Genomic DNA, 15,724 nt, shown 5'->3' with positions numbered 1-15,724 from the left:
ATGAAACCGATTTGGATTGTGGATGACGACCAGTCAATTCGCTTCGTGCTGGAGAAGGCGCTGCTGCGTGAGAACATGCCCACGCGCAGCTTCACCAACCCCCGCGAAGTGTTGCAAGCGCTTGAGGTCGCAGGCCCCGACGAAGGCCCGCAAGTGCTGGTCAGCGACATCCGCATGCCGGGTGGTTCGGGCTTGGATTTGTTGGGCAAAGTCAAAGAGCGTTTGCCCGCTTTACCCGTCATCATCATGACGGCGTTTTCAGACTTAGACAGCGCTGTCTCCGCCTTCCAAGGCGGCGCCTTCGAGTACTTGCCCAAGCCGTTTGACTTGCCCAAGGCCGTGGAGTTGATCCGCCGTGCCGTGGACGAAAGCCAACGCGAGCAAGCGCAAATTGAGTTGCAAGACGCCACGCCCGAAATGCTGGGCCAAGCGCCGGCCATGCAAGACGTGTTTCGTGCCATTGGTCGCCTGAGTCAAAGCAACGTCACGGTGATGATCACCGGCGAAAGCGGCTCAGGCAAAGAACTGGTGGCCCGTGCGCTGCACAAACACTCGCCACGCGGTGACGCAGGCAACAAAGGCCCGTTTGTGGCCATCAACACCGCCGCCATTCCCAAAGATTTGTTGGAAAGCGAACTCTTCGGGCACGAACGTGGTGCCTTCACCGGCGCGCAAACCACACGCCGCGGCCGCTTTGAGCAAGCCGAGGGAGGCACCTTGTTTTTGGACGAAATCGGCGACATGCCGTTCGACCTGCAAACCCGATTGCTGCGCGTTTTGAGTGACGGCAATTACTACCGCGTTGGCGGCCACAGTGCCATCAAGGCCAATGTGCGTGTGATTGCGGCCACCCACCAAGACTTGGAAAAGCGCGTCAAGGACGGCGTGTTTCGCGAAGATTTGTTTCACCGCCTGAACGTCATTCGCTTGCGTTTGCCGGCTTTGCGCGAACGTCGTGAAGACATCCCTGCACTGACGCGCCACTTTTTGCAGCAGAGCGCACAACAATTGGGCGTGGAGTCCAAACGTATCTCCGATTTGGCGCAGAACGTGTTGAACCAGTTCAGTTTTCCTGGCAACGTGCGTCAGTTAGAGAACATTTGTCACTGGCTGACCGTCATGGCGCCCGCGCAGGTGATTGAGCCCAAAGATTTGCCCCCTGAAGTGCAGTTGCAAGGCGAGGGCGCAGAGCCCGCGGTGCATGTGGGCCAAGACACGGCGGCGGTGGCGATGAGCCACAGCAGCTCCGCATCCGCTGAGTTGCCCAAATCTTCTGCACCCGGTTCAAGCAATGCAGACAGTGGCGCTGGTGCCCCCGTGGTGCTCAACATGCCAGGCGCCGATTGGGAGCAGGGGCTAGAAGCCGAAGCCATGAGCTTGCTCGTTTCAGGACGCACGGATGTGTGGGACGTGCTGGTGAATCGCTTTGAGGCGCGTTTGATTCAAACCGCCTTGGTCAACACGCGCGGACGGCGCATTGAGGCCGCCCAAAAACTGGGCATTGGCCGCAACACCATCACCCGCAAAATTCAAGAGTTGGGTCTCGACGATTGAGACGGACAGAACGAGCCGCTGCGGTGGCGGCTCGTGGGGCGATTCAGCCCAGGGTCACCACCACCGGTGTGTGGTCGCTGGGTCGCTCGTTTTTGCGTGGGGCTTTGTCGATCACGCAGGCTTGTACCGAGGGTTTGAGGGTCTCACTGACCAAGATGTGGTCAATGCGCAAACCACGGTTGCGGCGGAAGGCGAACTCGCGGTAATCCCACCAGCTGTAGGTTTTTTCGGGCTGGTCAAACAAACGGTAGGCGTCGTGCATGCCTGACTCGATCAGCGATTGAAAGTGCTCGCGCTCAGCCACGGTGCAGTGGATGGTGTCTTTCAAACCGATGGGGTCCCACACATCACGGTCGTCCACGGTGATGTTGAAGTCGCCCATCAAGACGAGCTTGGGGTGCTGTTTGAGTTCTTCGCGCACCCACTGGTTCAAGGCTTCTAGCCAACGCATTTTGTAAACAAATTTGTCGCTGTCAGGCGCTTGGCCGTTGGGAAAGTAAGCGCCGATCACGCGCACGCCATCGACCGTGCCTGCGATCACGCGGGCCATGTCGTCCTCAAAGCCGGGGATGTTTTTGACCACCTCGGTGGCATCGCTGCGCGAGAGCAGGGCCACGCCGTTGTAGGTTTTTTGCCCAAAGAAGGCCACCTTGTAGCCAGCGGCTTCGATGGCTTCTTTGGGAAACTTGTCGTCGGTGGTTTTGGTTTCTTGCAGCACCAAGGCGTCCACGGGGTTGGCCGCGAGCCAGTCGAGGACTTGCGGCAAGCGCACGGTGAGGGAGTTGACGTTCCAGGTTGCCAGTTGCATGGGGGCAGCGCTCACGGTCAGATGTGCATGAAGGCCAGTACGCCCACGCTCACGCCCACGGCGCCTGCGCCAAACATGGCGAATTGCAGCCAGCGTTTGCGGGTGAGCAAGGCAATGGCGGCCAAGGCGATGGCGACTTGCAACAAGGTGGTGGCTTGGGCCCAGCGGTGGTGCTGGTGCATTTGCTCGTCAGAGGCCCGGTCCCAGTCGTTGGATTCAGCTTCTAGCGTTTCGGCTTTGGCTTTGATTTCTGTTTTTTCAGCTTTGTAGCGTTTGATTTCTTCGGCGTAGAAGTCTTGCTTGGCAGCGGGGGTCAACGCGAGGGCCAGTTCGCTCAAATTTTGCTTGCTGCTTTTGGCTTGGTAATAGTTCCACTGGTTGGATGCTTCGGTCTTTTTGATGGCCGCATTGTTTTTGTACAAGCCTGCGTTGGCTTGGGTGGCGCCGCCCATGTAGCCAAAAATAGCGCCGACGGTGGCGATCATGGCCGTGAACATGGCGATCTTGTTGGTGAAACCATCGCCATGCCCTTGGGCGGCGTGTTCGAGTTCGTGGTCGTGAGGGCCGTGGACGTGGAAGCCGTGGTCAGACATTCAAATTTCCTTTGAGGTTGTGTTGGGGTGGCGAGTCAGGGTGACAAAGCTGTAGGCCAAGCCGTTGGTGGCGATGTGTGACGAGCGTGCGGTTTCTAGCCACGTGGCATCAAATGTGGGGGCGAAGGCATCCCCTTCAAAGTCTGCGTCAATTTCTGTGATGACGGCACGTTGCGCCAAGGGCAGAGCTTGGGCGTAGACCTCGGCGCCACCAATCACCCAGACGTCGGCCTCGGCGTCACACAAAGCCAAGGCTTGCGCCATGTCGTGGGCCACTTGTGCGCCTGGCGCTTGCCAATCGGTTTGTCGGGTCACAACGATGTTGGCGCGACCGGGCAGAGGACGAAACTTGGGTGGCAGTGACTCCCAAGTTTTGCGCCCCATGATGACAGGCTGGCCCAAGGTGGTTGCTTTGAAGTGCGCCAAGTCCTCAGGTAAATGCCAGGGCAGGGTGTTGTTCAGGCCAATGACGCCACGGCGCGCGCGGGCAAAGATGAGGTTCAAACGCATGGTTTTAGAAGGCTTGTGCAAGGCGCGTTAAACCGCCACAGGCGCTTTGATGGCACCGTGACATTGGTAGTCCACGACTTCGAAGTCTTCGTAGTCGTAGCCAAAGATGCTGTCGGGTTTGCGCTTGATATGCAGCGTGGGGTAGGCGAAGGGTTCGCGGCTGAGTTGCAGCGCCACTTGTTCGTGGTGATTGCTGTAAATGTGGCAATCGCCGCCGGTCCAGATGAAGTCACCCACATCCAAATCGCACTGCTGGGCCACCATGTGTGTGAGCAAGGCGTAGCTGGCGATGTTGAAGGGCACGCCCAAGAAAATGTCGGCGCTGCGTTGGTACAACTGGCAGCTCAAACGGCCACGCTCACCCGGGTTTTGGGCGGGGGCGACATAAAACTGGAAAAACGCATGGCAAGGCATCAAGGCCATTTGGTTGAGTTCAGCCACGTTCCAAGCACTGACGATGATGCGGCGCGAGTCGGGGTTGGACTTCAAGGTTTGGATGACTTCAGAAATTTGGTCGATGTGACCGCCATCTGGGGTGGGCCAGCTGCGCCATTGCACGCCGTAGACGGGGCCTAAATCGCCGTCTTCACGCGCCCATTCGTCCCAAATGCTCACACCACGTTCTTTAAGCCAGTTGTTATTGCTGGAACCTGTTAAAAACCACAACAGTTCTTGAATGATGGAGCGCAGGTGAACCTTTTTGGTGGTCACCAGTGGAAAACCTTCGTTCAAGTCGAACCGCATTTGGTAGCCAAACACGCTTTTTGTGCCCGTGCCGGTGCGATCTGTCTTAGCCACGCCGTGCGTGTTGACGTGTTGCATGAAGTCTTCGTATTGGCGGCGAATGGGGCGCATAGGAGGGTAATCACTCAAAAAAAATCTGTTTAAGTTTAAGCGGTTTAAATAACTTGAAGTTAGTATTAAAGTACTATAGACCGGTTGGCGTATTGACTGTGAGTGGCTCTTGCCAGACATTTGAAGTTACGCAAACAAATTAATTTGCTCCCAATTCTCAACATATTTCAAATCATGTCTGAAACACAGCCTAATGTTTATGAAACGTGTGACCCCACGTACTTGCAGCAGTTGCGTGCGCAAGTGGGCATGGACGTTGTGCAACTTGCGCGCATTGCGTGTTTGTCTGTGGCACAAGTGAAGTCCTTGGAGGTGGGAAGCGATGACTTGTTTTATTCCCCGGCCATTAAGCGTCAGGCCTACAAACGCACGTTGATGATTTTGGGTGCGCCGCCGCCTGTCGTCTTCACAGCGTCTGAAGACGATGACGCTATGCCCCCAGCGATGGCGGCCTCTGTGAATGAGAGCCTGAACCACATTGCTGATTTGACAACGCAGCCTGTGGATGATTGGGAGTTTCTCGCCAGCGCGAGAACATGGATGGGCCGTCAAAAGGTTGTACTTGCTGGTTTAGCCATTGTTGTGACCTTGGCGGGCGTTGTGGCGTTTTATCCCAATGACGGTGATGCATCGATGACACTGGCTTTGGCTGCGTCACACGAGGTGATGGATGCCCCCGCTGCTGCTCGTGTATCCGTCACCAAACCTGCGCTGACTGTGCCGAATGCGGCTTTGCAGGCGGCACCTGTGGCGGTGGTGGCCTCTGAGGCCGTGAAGCAGGCCTCTGCAGCGGAGGCTGTTGCAATTCGAGCGTCAAGCCACTGTGCCTTTTCCAGCGATCCAGGGCCCGAAGTGTCGCCTGCTGAGCCGAAAAAAGAGGGCCGATTTGTCTATCTCGTCAGCCCAGTCGATACGAGTTTGTGCGTGGTCGATGGCAACAAACAAGCCACCACGCTGCAACTCAAAGCGGGGGAGGGCCGCAGCGTTTACGGCACCTCGCCTTGGCAAATATCAGGCACTGGTTTGACGCAAACTCAGATTTACTTCCAAGGTTGGCGGGCCAGCTTGCCTGAGGGGGCGGTTCAAAAAATAGTATTGGTTGAAAAAGTCCTTACGCCTTGATCTTTGGCATGATCTAGGCCCATGCCTCCATCTTCTTTTCAAGTCTCTTCATCCCAAGGTCATGTGGTTGTCATCGACGACGATGCCGCCATTCGCCGCAGCCTCTCGACTCTGTTGACGCGTGCTGGTTACAACGTGAGTTCGTATGAAAGTGCCGATCTCTTTTTGCAAAATCCGGTGTTGAGCAAGCCCTGCGTGATCTTGTTAGACATGCGCATGCCCGGCACTTTGGGGGTCGATTTGCAAATGCAGCTTCAGACGATGGCGCCGTCTGTGCCAGTCGTGTTTGCCAGCGGAGATAGCCGTTCTGAGGAAATCATCCGAGCCATGAAGCAAGGCGCCATGGATTTTTTACTCAAGCCATTCACCCCACAAACATTGTTGGATGTCTTGCAACGTGCCATGCAATTGGCCGTCAATACCCAAAAGCAAGACCACCGTGTCGATAAAGTGAAGGCCAAGCTCAAGACCTTGACCGCTCGTGAGTTTGAGGTGTGCAGTTGGATCGTGCGCGGCTACACCAACCAACACATTGCAGAATTAGATGGGGGGGCTGCGGCCACCGTGAAACTGCACCGTGCGCGGGTGATGAACAAATTGGGGGTCGAGGCCTTGCCGGACTTGATCAAGCTGCTCGAAAACGTCGAATTGACGTCCGAGCTGTACACCGAAATCAACGCACCACGCGACCCGGATTGAGCAAGCCCTGTGGGTCCAACGCCCGTTTGACGTGGCGCATCAGTGCCAGCGCCACGGGGTCTTTGTAGTCGGGCAGGGTGTCTACCTTCAAGCTGCCCACGCCGTGCTCTGCCGAGATCGAGCCGCCCAAGGCTTTGACGGCGTCGTAGACCAGCGTGTTCACGCGGTCTTCTTGCGTTTGCAAGAACAGTTGGTTGTCGCTGCCTTCAGGCGCTTGCACGTTGTAGTGCAAATTGCCATCACCCAAGTGGCCAAAATTCACAATGCGAACGCCTTCAATTTCACGTGTCAGCAGCGCGTCGGTGCTGGCCACGAATGCGGGAATGGCAGACACCGGTAGCGAAATATCGTGTTTGATGTTCAACCCTTCCTCCGCCTGCGCCAAGGTGATGCTTTCGCGGATGTGCCACAAATTGCGCGCTTGCGACAAGCTCTCGGCCACCACAGCGTCGGTCACGCAGCCGTCTTCAAAGGCCAGTTCTAGCAAATGCTCAAACCGGCTGCGGGCGTGGGCTTCAGATTCGGTGTCTGAGTTTTCCAGCAGCACACAGTAGGGCGTGTCTTGCCACAAAGGCACGCGCAGTTGCGGGTAATGTTTGTCGACCAAGCTGAGGGCGAATTGGCCCATCATCTCGAAACCCGTTAAGCCTGCGCCCAAGTGTTGGTGTGCCAGTCCCAGCAATTTGACGGCGTGTTCGACCGATGGCACGGCAGCCCAAGCGGTCAGGCTGACCGCAGGCAGGGGATAGAGCTTCATGGTCGCTGCGGTGATGATGCCCAGCGTGCCTTCGCTGCCGATCATCAAGTTGCGCAGGTCATAGCCCGTGTTGTCTTTGCGCAGGCCACTGAGGGTGTGCATCACCTCCCCTTGAGCGGTGACCACTTCGAGGCCCAAACACAATTCACGCGTGTTGCCGTAGCGCACCACCTGCGTGCCGCCCGCGTTGGTGGCCAAATTGCCGCCAATGGTGCAACTGCCTTCCGAGCCCAAACTCAAGGGAAACAAAAAGCCAGCTTGCTCGGCCGCGTGCTGCACGTTTTGCAGCACGCAACCGGCTTCGACCGTGAGGGTGAGGTTGTCGGCGTCAATGGCACGCACAGCGTTCATGCGCTGCAAACTCAGCAGCACTTGCGTGCCGGAGGTGTCGGGAATCGAGCCCACCACCAAGCCCGTGTTGCCGCCTTGCGGTACCACGCTCACACCCGCTTTGGCGCAGGCTTTGACGACAGCCGCCACCTCTTGTGTGTTGCCCGGGCGCACCACGGCCAAGGCTTTGCCACGCACGCGCTTGCGCCAGTCTTGTTCGTAGGACGACAAGTCGCCGTCGGTCAACACATGGGCGTCGCCCAGCGCCAAGCGCAAAGCGACCAGTAAATCTTGGGTGGCGGGAGCAACGGTGTGAGACATAAAACCTCGGATTTAGACGTTGGCTGATACGGTGGTGGCGTCGGATGTCGGGTTGTTTTTGGCGTGACGAATGCGCAAGCGCACATGCATGGCACACGCCACAAACAGCACCACGCACAGCAGTACTTCAAGTAGGGCGCAATAGTTGCTCGGTGCGGCATCGCCCCAAGCGCGGACCACGCCTTCGGTGAAATACAACCAAATCATTAGGCTGAGCCAACGGTAGGTGTACATGCGGTTTTTCAGCAGACCCGTCAGTGGGAAGCACAGTGGCAACACTTTGAGTGCGAGCAGCGTGCCGCCGGGGCGCAAAGGGGCCAGCCACAGTTCCCAGGCCAAGCCAAGCACGATCAGCCCCAGCAAGCAGCCCACGGCCAGTCCTCGGGTGAGCGTGACGTGACGCGGGGTAATTTCTGCGGGGATTTGGGTAGAGGTGTGCATAGACGATGGCATGATTCAGCCCATGATTGTCCCGCAACTGCAAAGCTTCCTCGACCGACTGGCCCGATTTCCTTGGCGTAACACCGCGCGCGTGCTGCGCCAGCGCTTTCGTGAGGACCGTTTGGGGCAAACCGCAGGCAGCTTGACCTTCACCACCACCATCGCGTTGGTGCCTTTGCTGGCGGTGACGTTGGCGGTGTTCACGGCATTTCCGATCTTCAGCGACTTTCAAACGGTGTTGCAAAAACGCTTGGTCGAGAGCTTTGTGCCCGACAACATCTCGCGTCAAGTGTTGGGCTATTTGAGCCAATTTGCCAGCAAGGCCAGCCGCTTAGGCGTCGCGGGTGTGACCGCCTTGTTTCTGTCCGCGGTCACCTTGGTCTTCACCATTGACCGCACACTCAACGCCATTTGGCGTGTACGCAAGCGTCGCCCGTTTGCGCAAAGCTTGTTGCTGTACTGGACCGCCATCACCTTGGGGCCACTGCTGATGGGGGTGAGCTTGGTGCTCATGTCTCAGTTCGTGGCGATCTCGCGGGGCTTGGCACCAGATATGACGGGCAATATGCGCTGGCTGCTCAGCACATTGGAGTTTTTGTTGTTGGCTTGGAGCGTGAGCGCCATGTACCGCTACGTGCCCTATACCCAAGTGCGCTGGAGCCATGCGTTGGTGGGTGGTGTGTGGGTGGCCGCCGCCACAGAAATTGCGCGCAAAGTGCTGGCGTATTACTTTGGACAAATGCCCACTTATTCGGTGGTGTACGGCGCTTTTGCGACGGTGCCGATTCTGTTGGTCTGGATGTATTTGGCGTGGACCATCGTGTTGCTGGGCGCTGTGTTGGTGGCCAATTTGCCCAGTTTGTTAGACGGTATTTCTCGCGATGGACGCAGTGTGGGCTGGCGTTTCCAGCTGGCGTTGGAGGTGCTGCAACGCTTGCAAGTGGCGCGCAACAGCGACGAGCACGGGGCCAGCCTCAGCACCCTTTGCGCGGACTTGCATTTAGACCCCTTACAACTCGAAGAGGTGCTCGCCACCTTGGTCGATCTGGACTGGATCGCCCGTTTGAGCGAGCAAGTCGATGCCCAGCAAACCCACCTCAAAGAAGCTCGCTATGTGATGCTGGCCGACCCGCACCAAACCTTGCTCTCGCCCTTGATGGAGCGCTTGCTCTTGGTGCGCAGCCCCGAGTCCGAGGGTTTGTGGATGCGTTGGCAAGATCTCCGTTTGCGCGACGTGCTCTGAGTTTTAAACCGTCACGCCCAGAAATTTTTTCAGGGCTTGCAAGGTTTCTTCGGGAGATTCGCTCATTTGGTGGTGCCCCATGGGCACGTTGACCACACTGTATGTTTTGCCGCCTGCCTTGGCTTGCTCGATCAAGGGCTTGGCTGCTTTGGGCGTGGTCATTTGGTCGGTGGCGCCCAGCAAAAACAGGACGGGGCACGTCACGGCATCCATCGCAGTCAAGCCGTTGGCGTAGCTGTCGCAGGCCACAAAACCGCGGTGAAACACATTCACGGCGGTGTTGCTGGCCAGCACGCGACGGCCCAGCGCCATCGACGCGCCGTACACCCACGTGCCGGGGCCCAGCGCCGAGGGCGGAGCGGCCAAGGTGGCGCGCGAAAACACATTCACCATTTGCAGCGCTTTCATGGGCGCGTTGAGCGAGGCGTCAATCAAGGCGGGCGACACCTTCATGGGGAAGGCCGTACCGACAAGCGCCAAATGGGTGATGCGGTTTTTCAAGCGTGCGGCTGTTTCTAGCGCAATGAGTGAGCCCCAGCTGTGGCCCACCAAAGCAGCTTTTTCGATGCCCGCAGCGTTGAGCAAGGCTTCGATGAATTGCGCAGCTTCTTCGACCGAAGCGGGGGCATCGCCACCGCTGCGGCAATGGCCGGGCAAGTCGACCGCCAGCACGTTGAAGCCGTGGTGCGCGAGGTAGCGGCTTTGCAAAATCCACACACTGTGGTCGTTGAGCACGCCATGGATAAACACAATCGTGGGCTTGGCCGCATCAAAGGCTTTGCCGCCGGTGTAGGCATAGGCTTCGTAAGGTTGGCCGGCGGCTGTTTGGAGTTGGAATTTCATGGCCATCTCTCCTTAGGCTTGGGGCGCTGGATGCGTTTGAGCCGTTACATCGCCCGCTTTTTCAGCGGCTTTCAAGGCGCGTTTCAAATCGTCGATCAAATCGGCGGGGTCTTCCAAGCCGATAGACAAACGGATGGTGCCTGGGCCAATGCCTGCGCCTGCCAAGGCCTCGTCGCTCATGCGAAAGTGCGTGGTGCTGGCGGGGTGAATCACCAAGCTGCGGCAGTCGCCCACGTTGGCGAGGTGGCTGAAGAGTTTCAAGGCTTCGATGAAGGCCACGCCTTGCGCGCGGCTGCCTTTCAAGTCAAAGCTGAACACCGAGCCTGCGCCGCGTGCGCCAAAGCGCAACAGCTTTTCAGCCAGCGCGTGGCTGGGGTGGCTCTCGATGAGCGGATGCCCCACGCGGCTGACCATCGGGTGGCTGGCCAAGAACTGCACCACTTTTTCGGTGTTCGCCATGTGGCGTTCCATGCGCAGGGGCAGGGTTTCGATGCCTTGCAAAATCAGCCACGCACTGTGCGGGCTCAGGCAGGCGCCAAAGTCGCGCAAGCCTTCGCGGCGCGCGCGCAGCAAAAAGGCGCCGATGGTGCTTTCTTCGCTGAACACCATGTTGTGAAAGCCTTCGTAGCTTTGGGTGAGCTCGGGGAATTTGCCGCTCTTTTCCCAATCAAAGCTGCCGCCGTCCACCACGATGCCGCCAATCACGGTGCCGTGGCCACTCAAGAACTTGGTGGCCGAGTGGTAGACCAAATCAGCGCCCAATTCGAAAGGTTTGATGAGGTAAGGCGAGGTGAGGGTGGAGTCGACCAGCAGCGGCACACCAGCCTCATGGGCGATGGCCGAAATGGTGGGGATGTCGAGCACATCCAAGCCGGGGTTGCCCACGGTTTCGCCAAAGAACAGCTTGGTGTTGGGGCGCACAGCGGCACGCCAGCCCTCGACGTCGTGGGGCTGCACGAAGGTGGTCTCAATGCCAAAACGGCTCAGCGTGTAGTGCAGCAAGTTGTGCGAACCGCCATACAAAGCGGTGCTGGCCACGATGTGCGAGCCCGCGCCCATGAGCGTGGCAATGGTGAGGTGCAAGGCGGCCTGGCCGCTGGCCGTGCTGATGGCCCCGATGCCGCCTTCGAGGGCCGCCACACGTTGCTCCAACACCGCATTGGTCGGGTTGCTGATGCGGCTGTACACATGGCCCGCACGTTCCAAATTGAACAGCGCCGCCGCGTGGTCGCTGGACTCAAACACGAACGAGGTGGTCATGTGAATTGGCACGGCGCGGGCGCCCGTGGTGGGATCGGGTGCGGCGCCTGCGTGCAGGGCGAGTGTGTCAAAACTTGGATCGGTGTAGCCAGGCATGGTTTCCTCGGGGGATTTGTCAGTTTGTGCACAGCCATTGTGGGCTATATTTCAATCCCCACCCGAGGAGATAAACCATGAAAGTCAGCGATATCCTGCGCGTCAAAGGCGGCGGAACTTTGTTCACCATCGATCCGATGGAGCCCCTAGCCAGTGCTGTGGCCACCATGGCCGAAAAAGACATGGGTTCGCTCTTGGTCATGGAGCACGGTGATTTGGTCGGTTTGCTGACCTTCCGTGAAGTCATTCAAGCCCTGCACCGCAGTGGCGGCGTTTTGGGCGACTCCACCGTGCGCAGCGCGATGGACGACCACCCGCTGACCTGCTCCCCCGACACCGAACTCGACGAAGTCCGTCGCATGATGCTGGAGAGCCACGCGCGCTACATCCCCGTCATTGGCAACCGCCAACTGCAAGGTGTGATCAGCTTCTACGACGTGGCCAAGTCGGTGGTGGACAGCCAAAAATTCGAAAACCAAATGCTCAAGGCCTACATCAAAGACTGGCCGAGCGGTTTGGAAGAGCAAGAGAAAGCCTGAGTCGGTTTTCAGAAACGCTGCGCCGCTCAGGGATAATCTCTCCCCATGAGCGGCAATACCTTCGGAACCCTTTTCACCGTCACCAACTTTGGTGAATCCCACGGCCCAGCCATTGGCTGCGTGATTGACGGCTGCCCACCGGGCATGTCCTTGTGTGAGGCTGACATTCAGGTCGAACTCGACCGCCGTCGTCCCGGCACCAGCCGCCATGTGACGCAGCGCAACGAACCCGATCAAGTGCAAATTTTGTCGGGCGTGTACGAGGGCAAGACCACGGGCACCCCGATTGCACTGCTCATTCAAAACACCGACCAGCGCAGCAAAGACTACGGCAACATCTTGCAAACCTTCCGCCCGGGTCATGCGGACTACACCTATTTCCAAAAGTTCGGCATTCGCGACCCACGCGGTGGCGGCCGTTCTTCCGCCCGTTTGACTGCACCTACTGTGGCGGCTGGCGCGGTGGCTAAGAAATGGCTCAAAGATAAATTTGGCACCACGTTCTTTGGCTGCATGACCCAAATTGGCGAGCTGCCCATTCCCTTTGAGAGCTGGGACCATGTGGGGCACAACCCGTTCTACGCGCCCTGCGCCGATGTGCAAGCGTTTGAAGACTACATGGACAGCCTGCGCAAAGCGGGCGACTCGTGCGGCGCGCGCATCCGCGTGGTGGCCTCTGGCATGCCCGTGGGTTTGGGCCAGCCTTTGTACGACAAGCTCGATGCCGACATCGCTTACGCCATGATGGGCCTCAACGCCGTCAAGGGCGTCGAGATTGGCGCAGGATTTGCCAGCGTGGCCCAACGCGGCACCACGCACGGTGACTCGTTGACGGCAGAAGGCTTCCTCACCAACAACGCCGGTGGCGTGTTGGGCGGCATCAGCACCGGCCAAGATTTGGAGGTGAGCATTGCCATCAAGCCCACCAGCTCGATCTTGAGTCCCCGCGTGTCGATCGACCAAAACAGCCAACCCACCGAGGTGGTGACCAAGGGACGTCACGACCCTTGCGTGGGCATTCGCGCCACGCCGATTGCTGAGGCCTTGTTGGCCTTGGTGGTGATCGACCACGCCTTGCGTCACCGCGCCCAATGCGGCGATGTGCAAGTGGCGATGCCTGCGATTGCGGGTCATGTCCCGGGGCACACCTCTGGCCACATGGGCGCTTGATGGCCTTACACGCGGGTTTGTTTTGACATCTTCCACCTCAGAAGCGCGTTCTAGCAACGCGCTTTCTCGTTTTCAGCTCTTTCCTTTTGCGGCGCTCTCCGCGAGTTACTTCGCGCACATCGGGTTTTTCAACCCGTACTTACCGCTGTGGCTCAAAGACCTGGGTTTCTCCATCACCGTCATTGGTTTGCTCACGGCGGTGCAGGCGACGACGCGCGTGTTGGCGCCTTACGGCTGGGGCTGGCTGAGCGACCACACGGGGGAACGCGTCAAGTTGCTGCGCTTTTGTGCGGGGGCTGCGCTCTTGTGTTCGTGCGGCTTGTTGGTGGACGGTGGCGTGGGCTGGTTGGCCTTGGTGCTGTTGCTCATGTTCATCCACACCAGCGCCATGATGCCCATGAGCGAAGCGGCCTTGGCCCATTGGGTCAGCAGCGGTGAGGGCTTTGATGCCCGTCGCTATGGACGTGTGCGCTTGTGGGGCTCGCTGGGATTTTTGGTCACCGTGATGGCCGCAGGCGTTTGGTTTGAGCGCATGGGCATGCAGAGTTTCCCGGTGTGGGCGGTGGGCTCCTTGCTGGTGCTCAACGCCAGCGTGTGGTGGCTGCCCAACCACCGCGAAGCGGCGCACCACGACGAGGCTCGGCCGCCCGTGTGGGGCGTGTTGCGTCAGCCTCAAGTGCAGTGGTTTTTTGCCACGGTGTTTTTCCATGTGCTGTCGCACATTGGCATTTATGTCTTTTTCTCGCTGTACCTCGATGCCTTGGGTTACAGCAAAACCATGATCGGCGTGCTCTGGGCCGTCTCGGTGGCGGCGGAGATTGTGTGGTTCTTCACCCAAAGCCGCTGGCTGCCGCGTTTCAGTTTGTCGGGATGGTTGCTGATTTGTGCCGTAGCCATGGTGTTGCGCATGGGGCTCACCACTTGGGCTGCGGGTTGGTTGCTTGCGTTGTTGTTCGCGCAACTCTTGCACGCCTTGACCTTTGCCACCCAACACACTGTGTGCATCGCTTTGTTGTCGCACCATTTCCCGGGCCGCTTGCGAGGCAGGGGGCAAGCGCTTTACGCCTCCATTGGCTACGGTGTGCCCGGGGTGTTGGGCGCCTTAGGCGGCGGTGCGCTGAGCGATGCGTTTGGACTGTCAGCGGTGTATGGCGCTTCGGTGGTGACGTCTGTGCTGGCTTGTTTGTGCGCTTGGCGGTGTATGCGTTTGAATAGTATGCGTGGCTGAGCCATTTGAAAACCATCCGTTATCTTCATTAGCGTTCTTTTTGGATATCAAGGGTTCTCCCTAGAGGTCAATTCTTGAGTTGTGTTTAAAATAAACATCAGCATACTGAATATGTCCATACTTTTTAAAGGGTAGACCATGAGTGAGAACACACAAACCCTGCCGGTGCTGATTGCCGGCGGTGGCATTGGCGGCTTGGCGGCTGCGTTGGCGTTGACGCGTCAGGGCTTTCACGTCAAGGTGTTAGAGCAAGCGCCGGAGATTGGCGAAATTGGCGCAGGCATTCAGCTCGGCCCCAACGCTTTTCACGCGTTTGACGCCTTGGGCGTGGGCGAGAAAGCACGCAGCCGCGCGGTCTATACCGATTACATGGTCATGCACGACGCGATTGACGAGTACCAAGTGGGCAAGATTCCCACGGGCGAGGCGTTCATCAAGCGCTTCGGCAATCCCTACGCGGTGATTCACCGTGTGGATGTGCACAAGTCGCTGCTTGAAGGCGCGCAAGACACAGGTAAGGTCGAGTTCGTCACGTCTACCCGAGTCGAGCAGATTGAGCAAACCGACAGCACCGTCACCGTGACCGACCAACACGGCAATACCCACCAAGGCATTGCCCTCATTGGCGCCGATGGCGTGAAATCGGTGGTGCGCGCTAAGTACGTGAACGATCCTGCGCGCATCACGGGTCATGTGGTGTACCGCGCTGTGGTCGAGAAAAAAGATTTCCCCGAAAACCTGCAATGGAACGCGGCCAGCATTTGGGTCGGACCCAACTGCCACTTGGTGCACTACCCATTGCGTGGCGGTGAGCAATACAACGTGGTGGTGACCTTCCACAGCCGCCAGCAAGAAGAGTGGGGCGTGACGGACGGCAGCAAAGAAGAGGTGCAAAGCTACTTCCAAGGCATTTGCCCCAAAGCACGCCAACTCATCGAGTTACCCAAAACATGGAAGCGCTGGGCCACCGCAGACCGCGAGCCCATCGGCCAATGGTCATTCGGACGCGCCACGCTGTTGGGCGATGCTGCACACCCCACCACGCAATACATGGCCCAAGGCGCTTGCATGGCCATTGAGGATGCCGTCACCTTGGGAGAAGCACTGCGTGTGATGAACAACGATTTCGTCAAAGCCTTTGACTTGTACCAACGTGCCCGCGTCTCACGCACAGCACGTATCGTGTTGTCGGGCCGCGAGATGGGCCGCCTGTACCATGCCAAAGGTGTGGAGCGTTTGGTGCGCAATGACTTGTGGCGCGGTCGCAGTCCAGAGCGTTTTTACGACGCCATGGAATGGCTCTACGGTTGGAACGTCAGCAACTGTTTGTCAGCCGCTGGCCATTGAACAAAGGA

General features: G+C 58.4%; 16 protein-coding genes. 8 read left to right on the top strand and 8 right to left on the bottom strand.

The features are described from left to right. Window positions 1-1,554, top strand: a complete 1,554-nt coding sequence (gene ntrC / locus C5F52_RS22655; protein ID WP_104800629.1) for a nitrogen regulation protein NR(I) — start codon at window positions 1-3, stop codon at window positions 1,552-1,554. A gap of 43 nt (window positions 1,555-1,597) precedes the next feature. On the opposite strand, the gene xth is transcribed toward ntrC, so the two are convergent. From xth to C5F52_RS22635, 4 genes are read right to left on the bottom strand one after another with little or no spacing between them, the layout of a single operon-like run. Continuing rightward, window positions 1,598-2,362 (bottom strand): exodeoxyribonuclease III, encoded by a 765-nt coding sequence (gene xth, locus C5F52_RS22650; RefSeq protein ID WP_104800742.1) that lies wholly within the window; start codon window positions 2,360-2,362, stop codon window positions 1,598-1,600. 17 nt (window positions 2,363-2,379) lie between these two features. Further along, window positions 2,380-2,955, bottom strand: a complete 576-nt coding sequence (locus C5F52_RS22645) for a DUF4337 domain-containing protein (protein WP_104800628.1) — start codon at window positions 2,953-2,955, stop codon at window positions 2,380-2,382. Beyond that, entirely contained in the window at window positions 2,956-3,465 is a 510-nt protein-coding gene (locus C5F52_RS22640) for a dihydrofolate reductase (protein WP_104800627.1), read from the bottom strand. Window positions 3,466-3,492: 27 nt separating this feature from the next. Next, window positions 3,493-4,320 carry a thymidylate synthase gene (locus C5F52_RS22635; RefSeq protein WP_104800626.1) on the bottom strand — a complete coding sequence of 276 codons (828 nt, stop codon included), beginning with the start codon at window positions 4,318-4,320 and terminating at the stop codon, window positions 3,493-3,495. 174 nt (window positions 4,321-4,494) lie between these two features. Between C5F52_RS22635 and C5F52_RS22630 the strand changes: the two genes are divergently transcribed. Both C5F52_RS22630 and C5F52_RS22625 read left to right on the top strand, forming a co-directional pair. Beyond that, window positions 4,495-5,442 (top strand): hypothetical protein, encoded by a 948-nt coding sequence (locus C5F52_RS22630; RefSeq protein WP_104800625.1) that lies wholly within the window; start codon window positions 4,495-4,497, stop codon window positions 5,440-5,442. A 21-nt stretch (window positions 5,443-5,463) separates the two neighbouring features. Then, window positions 5,464-6,141, top strand: coding sequence for a response regulator transcription factor (locus tag C5F52_RS22625; RefSeq protein WP_104800624.1), 678 nt, complete (start codon window positions 5,464-5,466; stop codon window positions 6,139-6,141). On the opposite strand, the gene C5F52_RS22620 is transcribed toward C5F52_RS22625, so the two are convergent. Then, on the bottom strand, window positions 6,116-7,549 hold the full coding sequence (locus C5F52_RS22620) for an FAD-binding oxidoreductase (protein ID WP_104800623.1): 1,434 nt from the start codon (window positions 7,547-7,549) through the stop codon (window positions 6,116-6,118). The genes C5F52_RS22625 and C5F52_RS22620 overlap by 26 nt on opposite strands. Window positions 7,550-7,561: 12 nt before the next feature. Next, window positions 7,562-7,990, bottom strand: a complete 429-nt coding sequence (locus C5F52_RS22615; RefSeq protein ID WP_236657975.1) for a DUF2069 domain-containing protein — start codon at window positions 7,988-7,990, stop codon at window positions 7,562-7,564. 22 nt (window positions 7,991-8,012) lie between these two features. On the opposite strand from C5F52_RS22615, the gene C5F52_RS22610 reads away from it, so the two are divergent. Continuing rightward, window positions 8,013-9,233, top strand: a complete 1,221-nt coding sequence (locus C5F52_RS22610; protein ID WP_236657974.1) for a YihY family inner membrane protein — start codon at window positions 8,013-8,015, stop codon at window positions 9,231-9,233. 3 nt (window positions 9,234-9,236) lie between these two features. Here the strand turns inward: C5F52_RS22610 and C5F52_RS22605 are convergent, their stop codons facing one another. After that, window positions 9,237-10,076, bottom strand: a complete 840-nt coding sequence (locus C5F52_RS22605; protein ID WP_104800741.1) for an alpha/beta fold hydrolase — start codon at window positions 10,074-10,076, stop codon at window positions 9,237-9,239. A 12-nt stretch (window positions 10,077-10,088) separates the two neighbouring features. Then, on the bottom strand, window positions 10,089-11,432 hold the full coding sequence (locus tag C5F52_RS22600; protein WP_104800620.1) for an O-acetylhomoserine aminocarboxypropyltransferase: 1,344 nt from the start codon (window positions 11,430-11,432) through the stop codon (window positions 10,089-10,091). A gap of 77 nt (window positions 11,433-11,509) precedes the next feature. Here C5F52_RS22600 and C5F52_RS22595 point away from each other — a divergent pair, with 77 nt between their 5' ends. The 4 genes from C5F52_RS22595 (at window position 11,510) to C5F52_RS22580 (ending at window position 15,716) form a co-directional block, all read left to right on the top strand. Next, window positions 11,510-11,971: a CBS domain-containing protein gene (locus C5F52_RS22595; protein ID WP_104800619.1), complete on the top strand. Its 462-nt coding sequence runs from the start codon at window positions 11,510-11,512 to the stop codon at window positions 11,969-11,971. 45 nt (window positions 11,972-12,016) lie between these two features. Next, on the top strand, window positions 12,017-13,141 hold the full coding sequence (gene aroC, locus C5F52_RS22590) for a chorismate synthase (protein ID WP_104800618.1): 1,125 nt from the start codon (window positions 12,017-12,019) through the stop codon (window positions 13,139-13,141). 22 nt (window positions 13,142-13,163) lie between these two features. Beyond that, complete coding sequence (locus C5F52_RS22585; protein ID WP_236657973.1) at window positions 13,164-14,369, top strand: MFS transporter; 1,206 nt, start codon at window positions 13,164-13,166, stop codon at window positions 14,367-14,369. A 138-nt stretch (window positions 14,370-14,507) separates the two neighbouring features. Next, entirely contained in the window at window positions 14,508-15,716 is a 1,209-nt protein-coding gene (locus tag C5F52_RS22580; RefSeq protein WP_104800616.1) for a 3-hydroxybenzoate 6-monooxygenase, read from the top strand. Window positions 15,717-15,724 lie beyond the last annotated feature (8 nt).

Source organism: Limnohabitans sp. TS-CS-82, assembly GCF_002943475.1.
This window is presented reverse-complemented; position numbering and strand designations above follow the sequence as displayed.